9 protein-coding genes are annotated in these 12,945 nt (G+C 64.2%); 3 read left to right on the top strand and 6 right to left on the bottom strand.

All coding sequences use genetic code 11. The features are described from left to right. Positions 1-65: 65 nt before the first annotated feature. Entirely contained in the window at positions 66-2,057 is a 1,992-nt protein-coding gene (gene malA, locus Harman_RS11355) for an alpha-amylase MalA (RefSeq protein ID WP_137683914.1), read from the bottom strand. Between the two features lie 89 nt (positions 2,058-2,146). Between malA and Harman_RS11350 the strand changes: the two genes are divergently transcribed. Then, positions 2,147-2,482 carry a hypothetical protein gene (locus tag Harman_RS11350; RefSeq protein ID WP_137683913.1) on the top strand — a complete coding sequence of 112 codons (336 nt, stop codon included), beginning with the start codon at positions 2,147-2,149 and terminating at the stop codon, positions 2,480-2,482. A gap of 240 nt (positions 2,483-2,722) precedes the next feature. On the opposite strand, the gene Harman_RS11340 is transcribed toward Harman_RS11350, so the two are convergent. Next, positions 2,723-3,772 (bottom strand): RNA-guided endonuclease TnpB family protein, encoded by a 1,050-nt coding sequence (locus Harman_RS11340; RefSeq protein ID WP_137683912.1) that lies wholly within the window; start codon positions 3,770-3,772, stop codon positions 2,723-2,725. Positions 3,773-4,261: 489 nt separating this feature from the next. After that, positions 4,262-5,026: an IclR family transcriptional regulator gene (locus Harman_RS11335; protein WP_137683911.1), complete on the bottom strand. Its 765-nt coding sequence runs from the start codon at positions 5,024-5,026 to the stop codon at positions 4,262-4,264. A gap of 411 nt (positions 5,027-5,437) precedes the next feature. Here Harman_RS11335 and aceB point away from each other — a divergent pair, with 411 nt between their 5' ends. Next, complete coding sequence (gene aceB / locus Harman_RS11330; RefSeq protein WP_137683910.1) at positions 5,438-6,745, top strand: malate synthase AceB; 1,308 nt, start codon at positions 5,438-5,440, stop codon at positions 6,743-6,745. A gap of 77 nt (positions 6,746-6,822) precedes the next feature. On the opposite strand, the gene Harman_RS11325 is transcribed toward aceB, so the two are convergent. Next, on the bottom strand, positions 6,823-7,203 hold the full coding sequence (locus Harman_RS11325) for a VOC family protein (protein ID WP_137683909.1): 381 nt from the start codon (positions 7,201-7,203) through the stop codon (positions 6,823-6,825). Positions 7,204-7,303: 100 nt separating this feature from the next. On the opposite strand from Harman_RS11325, the gene Harman_RS11320 reads away from it, so the two are divergent. Next, complete coding sequence (locus Harman_RS11320; protein WP_137683908.1) at positions 7,304-10,354, top strand: FAD-binding and (Fe-S)-binding domain-containing protein; 3,051 nt, start codon at positions 7,304-7,306, stop codon at positions 10,352-10,354. 39 nt (positions 10,355-10,393) lie between these two features. Here the strand turns inward: Harman_RS11320 and Harman_RS11315 are convergent, their stop codons facing one another. Together Harman_RS11315 and Harman_RS11310 are read right to left on the bottom strand one after the other, a co-directional pair. Continuing rightward, the gene (locus Harman_RS11315; RefSeq protein WP_137683907.1) at positions 10,394-11,692 is read right to left on the bottom strand and encodes a DUF362 domain-containing protein; all 1,299 of its coding nucleotides are present in this window, start codon (positions 11,690-11,692) and stop codon (positions 10,394-10,396) included. Between the two features lie 83 nt (positions 11,693-11,775). Then, positions 11,776-12,909 (bottom strand): serine hydrolase domain-containing protein, encoded by a 1,134-nt coding sequence (locus tag Harman_RS11310; RefSeq protein WP_137683906.1) that lies wholly within the window; start codon positions 12,907-12,909, stop codon positions 11,776-11,778. Positions 12,910-12,945: the final 36 nt, after the last annotated feature.

Below are 12,945 nucleotides of genomic sequence, written 5' to 3'. Positions count from 1 at the left end.
TTTGGAGAAGTGGCCGGAGACCACAGGAGCGCCGAGTCTCGGATCCGAAACAGCCCCACCGACGGCTACTGAGTCAGGTCGCTATCGGCGGCCGGGAACACGCCGACGCTGTCGACCGTGACAGTCGTGTTCCCGTCGCCAGCGGCCCCGCGAGACTCCCCGGAAACGAGGTCGGTTTCGCCGGTCTCGGCCGGAAGCGCAACCGTCGCCGGCTCGTCGCCGAAGTTGAGCGCCACGACGGCCGCGTCCGCCTCGGTTGCTCGTGCGTACGCGACAACGCGGTCGGACGAACCGTCCCGGACCTCGTATGGGATTCGGACGAGGTCCGCGTCGGCCGACAGCGCCGGCTGGTCGTGTCTGACCGAAGCGAGGTCACTGACGAACGCCTGGAGCGTCTCGTCGGCGTGGTCCCACGCGAGGTCGTCCCGCCGCCCGCGCTGGCCGAACTCCTGACCGGCATAGAGTAGCGGCGCGCCCGGAAGCGTGAACAGCGCTCCCGCGGCGGCCTCGGCGGCCTCGCGCCCGTAGTCGACGATGTAGCGCGTCTCGTCGTGGTTCTCCGCGTACAGCATGAACGAGGCGTGGTCCGGGAAGCCGATCTCCGCCCGGCCCTCGATAGCGTTGAGGACCGCATCGGCGTCGGCACCGCCCCCGACCTGCCGGAGCGCGGCGTAGGTCGTCGAGTCGAAGTGCATGTCGAACAGCCCGGCCTGGAAATCGGGGATGTACGGGATAGTCTCGTCCAACAGTAGGAACTCGCTGTCGCGGTCCTTGCAGTAATCGTGTATCTCGCGCCAGAAGCCGTTCGGGACGGCCCAGGCCATGTCACACCGGAACCCGTCGACCAGTTCGGCCCACTGGGCGACCGCATCGAGCAGGTGCCGGCGGACCGGCAGGTGGTCGAAGTCGAAGTTGGCGATGTGCTCCCAGTCGAAGTACGTCTCCGGTTCGGTGTCGGTGCGCCAGGCGTACCAGTCGCGGTACTCGCTATCCGGATCGTCGACAGCGGACTCGAAGTACGGGTGGGTCCGCGCCGAATGATTGCACACGAGGTCGAACAGGACTTTGAACCCGCGGTCGTGGGCCGCCTCGACGAACCGCTCGTAGTCCTCGCGGGTGCCCAGATCCGACGCGATCTCGAAGAAGTCCGTGATGTTGTACCCGTGGGGCGCGTGGTCGTTCTGTAGCACCGGCGTGAGCCAGATGACATCAACCCCGAGCGAGTCGAGGTAGTCCAGCCGGTCGACGATTGCATCGAAGGGCGATTCATCGCTATCACCGGCGAAGGTGCGGACGTATATCTCGTAGATGACCGAGTCCTCAGCCCAGGCCGGCGCGACGTACGGTCGCCGGGCGGCGACATCTGCGCCACTCGCAACCGTCTCGACGCCATCCGCGGTGCGCGTGAACTCGACAGCATCGGGCACACTGTAGCCGTATTCGCCGACCGCGACACCGTGGATTCGGGCGCGTTCTGGCAGCGCGTCCAGCGGTATCCGGAGTTCCGCCCCTTCCCGGGTCACCGCGTCCTCGTCGATGTTGTCGCGGTCGTCGAGCAGGAACTCGACGGCGAGGTCGGCGGCCGTCTCGCTTCCCTCGGGATGAGGGTTGCAATCCGCGCGGACGACGGCCTCGTTGCCCTCGATTTCCGGCCGCAGCGACAGGCGCGGCCGGCCGCCGCCGTCGCCGCCGGGACCGTCCCCCGTCTGGGTGTACTCGCCGCTGCCGCTCCGGCCGGGACCGCTTTGTCCGCCGGAGACGCCGCCGCTTTGGCCGCCAGAGACGCCGGACGTATATCCCCCGCTCGGTTGGAGGTCGCCCGGGAACGCGCGGATGGTGAGGTCGTACTCGCCGTCCGGCGCGCTGAGACGGACGACGTATCTGCCCGGCGCGTCGGGGACGAGGTGTTCGACCGGGTCGTCCCCAAGTGACGCCGTTGAGCGTACCGGTGCCCGCGTGAGTCGCCAGGTGTACGTCGCCGACGGATCCGGGTCCCGGGGTGCGAGTTCGACCTCGTCACCCGTCGCCACGAACCGCGGCGGTCCAGGATGGTGCATAGGTTCACTGCGAATGACAGTGTCTTTGTACTTTGGGTATCCGGGACCCCTGTCAGTATCGCTTTCCGACTGGGGCCTGTACCGTCGCTGTGTCCGAGTACCGACGCGATGCCGGGGTTGCACTACTCTGTGGCGTGGCCCTCATCGGGTATCTGGGCTGGAGCGGTGCAATCAATGCCCTCTGGTCTGTCCCGGTCGCCGCTATCGGGGTGGCCGTCGCAGTGGGTGTCGAAGCGCTGTTCGTCCTCGACACGCCCGTCGGGTCGCTGTGGGAGCGCCGCGGCGTGCGGACGGGTTCGGCAGTCGCCCTTCTCGTGGGCGCGGCCGGGCTCGCGGCGGTCTTCGGTCCGAGTGTCGTCGCTGCGGTGTGCTGGGGGCTTGTGACGTATTTCGTCATACTCGCCGTGACCCTGCGCTATCGTTGACATCCTCCCCGCGCTAAAGGGCGAGGATTCCCCGAAGGGGATATTCAGGTTGCGCGTTTCCTCGGTTCTCAAGTACGCTTTCGCGTGGAACGTCGAAGGTCGCCACCGAGTTGTGACCAACGGTGTGCTTTCCAGCGCGTACAGCCCTGTCAATGGGACCTTCCTCCCCGCATACAGCGGGCGTCAACGACGGCTGGCTATTCAACCAGCGAGGTAGCACGGTTCGACTCGCCCGAAGCGTTAGCCCGTGCATGGTTCACCCTCCCGTTGTGCAATATTCTCCGAAGCGTTCAGGTCAGCGTGGCGTCCCCGACCGCACTCCGAACACGAAAAGTGGTCACGATCACGGGTTCCCATCGAACCACAGACCGAACACTTTTGACTGGTATGGTACGCATCAACTTTCTCGACGCGAATACCAGCGCGTTCGGCCTTATACGTGATGAATTGTTGGAGTTGGTGGAAATGCCACGAGTGAACGCCCGACCACGAACTGTTCTCGCGGATACCTTCGAGGTCTTCCATCCGAATGACGGGCTTCTCGAACTGTTCCGCGAACGTGATGAGGCGACGGGAGAGGTTGTGGTTCAAGTCCTTGATTCGACGCTGTTCTTTGTCACCCACACGGTTGCGTGCGCGAAGCGCACCCGCTTCCGAAAGCGAATCGCGTAGGGAACGATATTTGCGCCGAACATACTTCGCCTCATCACCCGACACCAGCATCGACTCGTCTTCGCCATAGGCTGTCACCGCGAGGATGTGCCGTTCGCCAATATCGACGCCGATGGGCGTCTCACCCGACGTGTCGGCGGCGTACTCAATGTTGAACGTACAGTACCAGTCGTCGCCACGACGGTAGACCTGTAGGCGGGTCTTGTCGGCGTCTCCTTCGACCAGTCGTTCTACGGGGTCGGCAATGTCGTCGTACACCTCTATCGGAGTGTACCACCATTGGGAGACGCACGGGAAGCCGACGACGACTGTGCCGTTCTCGGTCGTGTCGAGTTCCCAGTTCTGGTTGTTAACGGCGAACGGTTGACTCTCTCGGTAGCGAACCGCTCCATCTTTACTGTGGTCGGATTTCGCCTCTCGAATGGCTTGGTTCTGAATGGCCGAGTAGAGGTCGTTGTCGATGCTGGCGGTGGTCACAGACTTGTCGAAGTCGCCGTTCTCCCATCCGTCGATACAGAACTGTTTGGTGTCACGGTAGAGGCGAGTGGCGCGTTGCCACTCTTTTCGCCGTGAGAGGGATGGGTTGTGGAACTTCGCGGTGACAGTCACCGTGACCATTACAAATGTAATTATATGTACTTGCTTAAGTAATTGTTGGAATATCAGACCGTGCTATCGTCGGTGGTTTGTGTCATCGACTGTCGGATTCATCCCCGCCCTGAAGGGCGGGGCTTTCTCCTCGCACTTCCGTAACGTCCGACCCTCACAAAGGTGGTGCTGGAAGTTGTACCTGCGAACGTGAGAAGATTCAGACATATATAGGCGGTATAGATTCACTTTGAGTTCTCTAAGGCCATTTTTGTAGATTATGATCTCACATATTCTTTTTAAAGTTTTATTTCTGTTTTATATTTACAAAGTAGGCATATATGTCTATAAAACTGGCGTAGTATTGATGAAATAGCGGTGATTGAGCGGCTACATCATCGGATGGTATCGGATGTTCGGGCAGCAAATAACAGCTGTACTGGTATTAGATTCTACTGAGATTCGAACGGTCGCCCGTCGTTAGTGTCATCGAATCCACGAATACAGCGATCTATTCTGTCACCCGTGGACCAGATTGACTTCGATGACGTTAGCGGCCTGCTGGACCGTGTCGATGAGCTGGGCTTTGCGGCCCGGTGACTGGAGTCGGTTGATCGGTGCGGTGATGCTGATGGCAGCCTCGCGGCGGTCACCGGTGTCGATGGGAACGCCCACACAGCCGGTGCCGTCGACCCGTTCCTCCGTGTCGTCGGCGACGCCGCGCTCCCGAATCGTCTCCAGTTCCGCGAACAGTGCCTCGCGGTCGGTGATCGTGTTCTCCGTCTCGGCGGGAAGCCCGCGAGTCTCGATTATTTCCTCGACCCGGTTGTCGTCGAAACTCGATAGCAGCGCCTTGCCGATAGCCGTTTTGTGGAGATGGATGCGCTTCCCGAGGCGCGTATCGAGCGCGACCGCCTGGTCGCCGCTGGTGGTGTGGATATAGATGCCGTAGCCCTGCTCCTCGATCATCAAGTTCGCCAGTTCGCCGGTCTCGACGGCCATCCGTCTGACTTCGGGCTTTGCCACTTCGTAGATGCCGTCGTATCGCTGTGCGATCCCGCCGAACTCCAGCCAGCGGAGCCCGATGCGGTACTCGCCGTCCTGTTCTACCACTAGCCCCTCGTCTTCCAGCGTGACGAGGTGCTTGTATATCGTGCTCTTGGTCGGCTCCAGCGAATCGGCCAGTTCGGCCAGCGTGGCGCTCCCGCCGAGCGTTTTGATCTCCGAAAGCACTGTCAGCGAGGTCTGTGTCGCCCGCACCGAGTTCGTTTTCGCCCGTGTCATTGGATACCAGTTCCACTGCCGCTCGAATAAAATTGCCGTATCGGCTGTGACAACCGCTCTGTGGTACTTACCGGGAGCGAACGGACCCCTGAACTGCCGTTCGATGATCACAGACCGACGCAGGCGTTCGAAAATACGAAACGGAAAACGGGCTTGGTGGCTCGGGAACCTGCGACCGGGATCGTCAGTGCTGCCCAGCGTGGCGACCGGCAGTCGCAAGAATCGACGTATCGGTTGCGTACCGTCGACCGCTGGATCGACTGCGCAGTCGAACGGTGAAAGGTAACAAATCGATAGAATTTCGTATTTTCGAACCCACTGAGAAACGGTAGGACGACGGTCCAGACCGGTGTTTGGGATGTTGACGGACGGTAGATTTAAGCGGTTCCGTCGGGATTTCTGAGGTGAGTTATGAGTGTGACGCGACACTACGACCGCGAGTTCGTCAGAACGTTCTTTACCTCTCCGACAGCCGTCGACGGGGAGGACGACTCCGCGAAGATGCTTCGGAGCGCGGGCCAACTCCGCGGCCTGCAGGCCCCGGATGTCTGGGTCCCGGACAACGAGGACGCGACGGCGCCGAACATGCGCGAGGAGGGCGTCCAGAACATCATCGAAGTCGTCGCCGAACAGGGTGCCGAGTTCCCCGGCGAAATCCACCCGCGGGTCGTCTGGCACCGCGAGTCGCCGTCGACCCGCTACCAGGGGTTCCAGCAGATGCTCGAGATCGCCGACCCCGACAACGGCGCAGTCGACCACATCGACGGCTTCGTCATCCCGGAGGTGGGCGACATCGACGACTGGAAGAAGGCCGACGAGTTCTTCACCATCATCGAGCACGAGCACGGCCTCGAAGAAGGGAGCCTCTCGATGTCGGTCATCGTCGAGAGCGGCGAGGCCGAACTGGCGATGGGCGACCTGCGCGAGGAGATGGGCAAGCCCTCGAACAACCTCGAACGCATGTTCCTGCTCGTCGACGGTGAGGTCGACTACACGAAAGACATGCGCGCGATGACGCCCACCGGCGAACTCCCGCCGTGGCCCGAACTGCGGCACAACACCTCCCGCGGGGCCAGCGCTGCGGGCCTCATCGCCGTCGACGGTCCCTACGACGACATCCGCGATGTCGAGGGCTACCGCGAGCGGATGAAGGACAACCGCGCGAAGGGGATGACCGGCATCTGGTCGCTGACGCCGGGCCAGGTCGTGGAGGCGAACACGGCTCCGCTCCCGCCGAAGACCGGCAGCTGGCTGCTCGAGGTCGGCGGGCAGGAAGTCGAACTCGAAGCACGGGACGGCAAGCAGGTGTACGACGGCGACGACCTCTCACTTGAAACGGATGGCGACGGCGGATACGTCCTGCAGGCGGGCGGTGAGCGACTGGAACTCGACGAGGAGGAACTCACCGAGGAACTGCTCGACCGCACCGCGTACATCCCCAGCATGAACGACATCGTCGACTCCATGGAGGAGTTCGAGGCCGCCAAGGAGGCCGGCAAGGGTGCCATCGCGATGACCCAGGCTGCCACGCTGGTCATCGACGGTGTCGAGGTGGACATCAGCAAGGACCGGATGTGGGACGAGGCAACCTATCAGGCCGCCCAGACGCCCATCACGCTGTTCCAGGACGTGTACGAGCACCGTCCGGACCAGCATGAGGAACTAGAGGAGATGTACGGCGCTGACATCGTCGAGCGCGCCACGGCCGTCGGGAACTGACGACCGTCGTCAGCATTTCGTCATTCGAAACGCCGTGGGCGCGGTTCAGTTTTTGAGCGCTGCAGGCTTCGAATTTTTCAGTCTTCGAGCGGTTCGATGAGTTCGACGTGGTGACCGTCGGGGTCCGCGACGAAGGCCGTGTACGCGCCGGCCTCGGGTTGGGGTCCTGGCTCCTTGACGACGCCGTGGTGGTCGATGCGTTCGACCGTTGCGTCGACATCGTCCACGCCGAGCGCGAGGTGGTCCCAGCCACTGCCCATCTCGAAGTTCGTCTCCCCCTCTGTTTCCGAGAGTTGCAGTTCGACGCCGTCGTCGTCGGCCACGTAGTAGTTCGTCGTCTCGCCGTCCGGCGTGGTGAACTGCCAGGACTTCTCGAAGCCAAATTGTTCGTAGAACGCGATCGATTCCGCCGCGTCAGCGACGTTCAGACACATGTGGAGTACGCTTGCACTGCCCATACACCGCTTCCGACGCCCCGCGGCAAATAACTGGTGGGCCGTAGCGGAAAACTGTGACCGCATGCACAGATTTTAATGATTATTACTCCTGAATACCTGTATGGCCATCGAAAACGTCGAGGATACCTGGTCAGCAGCGGAACTGGACCTCGACCGACCGGACGTGGATGCGTATCGGGACCTCGCGACGGAGCTTCGGTCACGGGTCTCGGGTGGGGTCGAGTTCGACGAGTACGCCCGGATTCTGTACGCGACAGACGGGAGTATCTACCGCGCCGAACCGGCAGGAGTCGTGTACCCGACCGATGTCGACGACGTGCAGGCGGCCGTCGAGGTGGCGACGGACCACGGCGTCCCGATAATGCCCCGCGGAACCGGGTCGTCACTCGCTGGACAGGCCGTCGGGCCGGGCTGTGTCGTCTTGGATATGTCCCGGCACATGGACGGAATTCTCGACGTTCGGCCGGACGAGAAATCGGCACACATCCAGCCCGGCGTGGTGCAGGACGACCTCGACGACGCGCTGGCCGATTATGGGCTCAAATTCGCCCCGGACCCGGCGTCGTCGAACCGGGCGTCGGTCGGCGGCGGTATCGGGAACAACTCCACCGGCGCACACTCGGTTCGGTACGGCATCACCGACGCCTACACTGACGCCGTGAAGGCCGTCCTGTCGGACGGTTCGCTCATCCACGCCCGCGAGGTGGTCATCGACTCGCCGGAGTGGGACGACATCGTGAGCAAGGATGACCGCGAAGCCGAGATCTATCAGACGGTCCGCGAAATCATCGAGGAGAACGCCGAGGAGATCGAGGCGCGGTATCCGGACCTCAAGCGCCGGGTGTCGGGGTACAACCTCGACCGCGTCGTTTACGAGAACGACGACGGGGAGCAGGTGATGAATCTCGCAAAACTGTTCGTCGGCAGCGAGGGGACCCTGGGCGTCATCGTCGAAGCCGAACTCTCGCTGGTGACGGTCCCGGAAGAGACCGCGCTGGCGCTGTACTGCTTTGACACGCTCGCCGACGCGATGCAAGCCGTCCCAGTCGCGCTCGACTACGACGTTAGCGCCGTGGAGCTGATGGACGACGAGGTGTTCAGGCTGGCAGCCGGCTCCGACGGCTACGCCGAGTACGTCGGCCCGATTCCCGACCGGGCGGCGGCCGCGTTGATGCTCGAATACGACTCGGAACTCCACGACGACTTCGAGGCGGCCATCGCGCGGACTACAGAGCGGTTCGTGGACGAGGGCGCGGCCTTCGACGTGGTCGAGGCCTACACCGAGGCGGACCAGGACGACCTCTGGAAGCTCCGCAAGGCGGCGATTCCGCTCCTGATGTCCATGGACGGCGACCCCAAGCCGTACCCGTTCATCGAGGACGCGACGGTCCCGCCCGCCGAACTGGCCGAGTACGTCGAGAAGTTCGAGGAGATACTGGCCGACCACGACACCTCCGCCGCGTACTTCGCCCACGCCGGCTCCGGGACGCTGCACATCCGCCCGATTCTCAACCTGAAGGAGGAGTCCGGCATCGAGGACATGCACTCCATCGCCGACGACGTGACCGACCTCGTACTGGAACACAACGGGTCCTTTTCGGGCGAACACGGCGACGGAATGGCCCGGACGGAGTTCAACCCCAAAATGTACGGCGACGCCCTCTGGAACGCGTTCAAAGAGGTCAAGACGGCCTTCGACCCGCAGTGGTGGCTCCACCCGGGTAACGTCGTCTACCGCGACGGCCCGGAGGACATCGGTCCCGACGCCGACCGGGGCATCGGCGCGGACATGCGTGAGAACCTCCGCTATGGCCCCGACTACCAGTCCCTGGAGCCCCAGACGACCCTCGATTTCGAAGACGAGGGCGGCTTCTCACACCTCGTCGAACTGTGTAACGGCTGTGGCACCTGCCGCCAGACCGACGGGGACGTGATGTGTCCCACCTACCGCGCCTCGAACGAAGAGGTGCAGGCGACCCGGGGCCGGGCGAACCTCCTCCGGTCGGCCATCAGTGGCGACCTGGACGAAGACGAAATTCACTCCGAGCGCTTCCAGGAGGAAGTGCTCGACCTCTGTGTCGGCTGCAAGGGCTGCAAGAGCGACTGCCCGACCGGCGTCGACATGGCGAAGCTCAAGACCGAACTGAAACACCAGCACCACGAGAAGGAGGGCACGAGCCGCCGGGAGCGTCTGTTCGCTAACATCGACACCGCCTCGAAAATCGGGTCGGCACTGGCCCCGATTTCGAACTGGGCGACAGAGCTTCCGGGCGCGCGCCTCGTCATGCAGAAGGTGTTCGGCATCGCGCCGGAGCGGGAACTCCCGACCTTCCGGCGGGAGACGCTCCGGGACTGGTTCGACGACCGCGGCGGCTCGGCCGTCTCGCGGGCCGAAGCGGACCGAAAGGTCCTGCTGTTCCCCGACACGTACACGAACTACTCGTATCCGGCCGCCGGCAAGGCCGCCGTCGAAACGCTCGAAGCCGCTGGCGTCCACGTCGCCATTCCGGACGACACCGCGCCGTCCGGGCGGGCGGCGTATTCCTCCGGCATGCTGGACCTGGCGCGCGAGCGGGCCGAAACGAACGCGACCCGGCTCTCGGACCGCGTCGCGGACGGCTGGGATGTCGTGTTCGTCGAGCCCTCCGACGCGGTGATGTTCCAGGACGAGTACCGCGACTTGCTCGACGGCCCCGAGGTGTCGCGGGTAGCCGACAGCGCCTACGGCGTGCTGGAGTATCTGGACACGTTCCGGCTCGACGACGCGCTGCCGGTCGAGGACCGGTCGCTCGGGACTGCCGGGTCGGTCAGCTACCACGGCCACTGCAACCAGAAGGGGACCAACAAGGACCACCACGCCGTCGGCGTGATGCGACGGGTCGGCTACGAGGTCGACCCGCTTGACTCGACGTGCTGTGGCATGGCCGGAAGCTTCGGCTACCACGACGAGCACTACGACCTCTCGAAAACTATCGGCCGCCTGTTGTTCGACAAGGTCGATGAGAGCGACGGCGACCGCGTCGTCGCGCCGGGCGGGTCCTGCCGCTCGCAGTTGGGTGACCGCGACGGCGTCGACGACATCCCGCCCCACCCCATCGAGGTCGTCGCCGAGCGGCTATCGGACGCGACGACGGGCTCACGGTCGGTGTGACGGGCGCGAGCGAACCCTGGCCGGCGACTCCGCTCCGTCTCAGTCGCGGGCCAACGACGCCGTGCCGTCGTCGAAGGAGAGCGACACCCGGTCGGTGACGGTGGTGGCAGTCGGCAGGTCGTCGACAAGCGGTTCGGAGACGTGCAACGTAGACAGGTCCTGTGTGTTCCGTATCCAGACGATGCGGACGGTGTCGGGGTCGTAGCCGCCGAGCGCGGATAGCGCCGCCCGGATGGCGAACTCGTCGTCCGGCGCGACGAGCGGGAGCTTCGCCTTCGCCGTCGACCCGCTTGTGAGCGCGTTCGCGTACGTCTTCTGCAAGTCCAGCTGGTCGACGGCGGCCCGGCGGGTGATGTCTGCCAACCCGATGCCGTTGCCGTTGCCCGTCGTCGCCGCAGTGAGCCCGCGAGCGTACAGCAGTTTGATCGCCGGCTCATCGGGGTCCGGGGCGTTGAGGACACGGTAGCGACCGATAACGTTGGTGTCCATCCCTGCACCCGAGATGTCCTTGCCGAGTTCGTCGACGACCAACAGGTCGATGTCGTCGACCGGAAGGGTCGCCATCTCGTCGTAGGCCCGCTCCAGCAGCGCTGGCTCGCGGTCGGTGAACGACCCCGCCGCAACCGCTTCGACGTGGGCGGTCTCCTCGTGGAAGTTCTCGACCAGCGCGATGCCGCCCACCAGCGGCAGCGCCGTCTCAACGACCGGGAGCGCGGCTTCGAGCGTCTCGACGTAGCCCTCCGCGATGGCCGTCGAGTGGAACGCCTTTGCACCGTTTTGCTTGCCGAGCCCGACGACGGTCATCTTCGTCAGCCCGCTCTCAATGGGTCCGCTGTAGTTAGTGTGGGGCTTCACCCGATTGACCACGACCACGGCGTCGGCCTCCTGCGCTGCCGTCGAGACGTGGACCGGGAGTTGGGTGTTGCCGACGGTGACGGTGTCGACCCGGTCGGTGTCCATCCGAGCGTCAATCTCAGCGTCGAGCCGTGCCTCCGTGATGCCAAGACTCTCCAGAACCTCGCGCTGGCCCGCAGGCGTCGCGCCGCCGTGGCTCCCCATCGCCGGGACGATTATCGGTTCGAAGCCCCGCTCGCGGACCGCCTCGACGACGGCTCCGGCGATGTCGTCGATGCGGTGGATGCCGCGGCTGCCGAGGGCGACGGCGACGGTTGCGCCCGGTTCCAGCCCATCGAAGTCGAGCCGGTCGAGTTCGGCCCGTGCCGCGGCCGCCGGGTCGTCGACGGCCGCCGTCTCCGGCTCGTACCGGACGCGAGCGAATCCCGGGAGCGGCTGTGGGTCGATGAGGTGGTCCACGTCGCCTCGGTCGGGGAAGTTCATACCGGAAGCTGGGTGCCGAGCCATACAAAAACCGGGGTCGCTGGTGTCGGTGACAATCGAACTACTGCAAAGGAAATCCGCCTTTACTCTTGTAACAGCAGCCGGACAGCGTCTGAGAGCTGGCCGATGCGAGCCGGGTGTTCGAACGACTCCTCGCGGATGCCGTTCGTGACAAGCGCAAACCCGACGTTCAGTTCGGGGTCGCCCCAGCCGAAACAGCTCCCGAGGCCCGCGTGGCCGAACATGCGCTCGCGGCTGGCGGCCCCGAACATGTCGGCGGCCAGCCCGCCGGTCCAGACGCCCAGGCCGTAGCGGGCCGGCCGCGACAGCGTACCGTCGTCGTCGGTTTCGGCGTGAGTCGTGGTCACCTCGTCGACGGTTTCGGCTTCCAGCAGCCGCGTCCCGTCCAACGACCCGCCGTTGGCGAGACAGGCGTAGAACCGGGCCATGTCCCGGGCCGTGCTGATGCCGTTGGCGGCGGGAATCACCGCCCGCTGGATGGCGTCCTGATTGAACGCGGCGGCGTACGCTGCGGCGGGGTCTTCGAGTCCCTCATCCACGTCGCGGCAGCGGTCGAACTCCTCGAAGCCGGCCAGGGTCGCCACGTCGTTGGGTTCGTCGTCCCGCAAGCCGATCCCCGTTCGGTCCATGCCGAGCGGTTCGAACACGTTCTCGGCGACGTACTCTTCCACCGGCTGGCCGCTACATCTGCGGATGAGTTCGCCAACGAGCCAGCCGTAGTTGATGGTGTGATAGGCCGGCGTCGTTCCGGGCTCGAACGTCGGTTCGATATCTTCCATCGCCGCGACGACGGCGTCCCAATCGCCCCACTGCTCGGGCTGGTCGTCGAACTCACCGAAGGGAATGCCGGCGGTGTGGCAGAGCACCTGCCGGACCGTGATTCCGGCCTTTTCGCTGCCCTCGTCGGCAAATTCGGGCCAGTGCTCGATGACGGGATCGTCGTAGTCAAGCTCGCCCTGCTCGACCAGCTGGTGCAGGCCCGCGCCGGCGAACGGCTTCGTACAGGAGAAGACGAGGTGGCGCGTCTCGGGCGTCGTCGCATCGCCGTCGGGGCCTGTCACACCACCGGCGAAATCGACGACCAGATCGCCGTCGACGTACACCGCCAACTGTGCGCCGTGGTGTAGGCCGGTTTCGAGTTGGCGGTCGAACTGGGCTCTAAGCTGTTCGACATCCTCAGTGCTAAGTTTTGTCATGGTTTTCCGTGAGTCTGCTGTGTAATAGAAGTTCGG

Source organism: Haloarcula mannanilytica (genome assembly GCF_005406125.1).
Taxonomy (GTDB): Archaea; Halobacteriota; Halobacteria; order Halobacteriales; family Haloarculaceae; genus Haloarcula; species Haloarcula mannanilytica.
This window is presented reverse-complemented; position numbering and strand designations above follow the sequence as displayed.

What these genes read in the sequence shown, in the direction of transcription:
- Harman_RS11310 (WP_137683906.1), bottom strand. Translation starts at nt 12,909, where the DNA reads ATGACAAAACTTAGCACTGAGGATGTCGAACAGCTTAGAGCCCAGTTC.
- Harman_RS11315 (WP_137683907.1), bottom strand. Translation starts at nt 11,692, where the DNA reads ATGAACTTCCCCGACCGAGGCGACGTGGACCACCTCATCGACCCACAG.
- Harman_RS11340 (WP_137683912.1), bottom strand. Translation starts at nt 3,772, where the DNA reads ATGGTCACGGTGACTGTCACCGCGAAGTTCCACAACCCATCCCTCTCA.
- Harman_RS11335 (WP_137683911.1), bottom strand. Translation starts at nt 5,026, where the DNA reads ATGACACGGGCGAAAACGAACTCGGTGCGGGCGACACAGACCTCGCTG.
- Harman_RS11325 (WP_137683909.1), bottom strand. Translation starts at nt 7,203, where the DNA reads ATGGGCAGTGCAAGCGTACTCCACATGTGTCTGAACGTCGCTGACGCG.
- Harman_RS11320 (WP_137683908.1), top strand. Translation starts at nt 7,304, where the DNA reads ATGGCCATCGAAAACGTCGAGGATACCTGGTCAGCAGCGGAACTGGAC.
- aceB (WP_137683910.1), top strand. Translation starts at nt 5,438, where the DNA reads ATGAGTGTGACGCGACACTACGACCGCGAGTTCGTCAGAACGTTCTTT.
- malA (WP_137683914.1), bottom strand. Translation starts at nt 2,057, where the DNA reads ATGCACCATCCTGGACCGCCGCGGTTCGTGGCGACGGGTGACGAGGTC.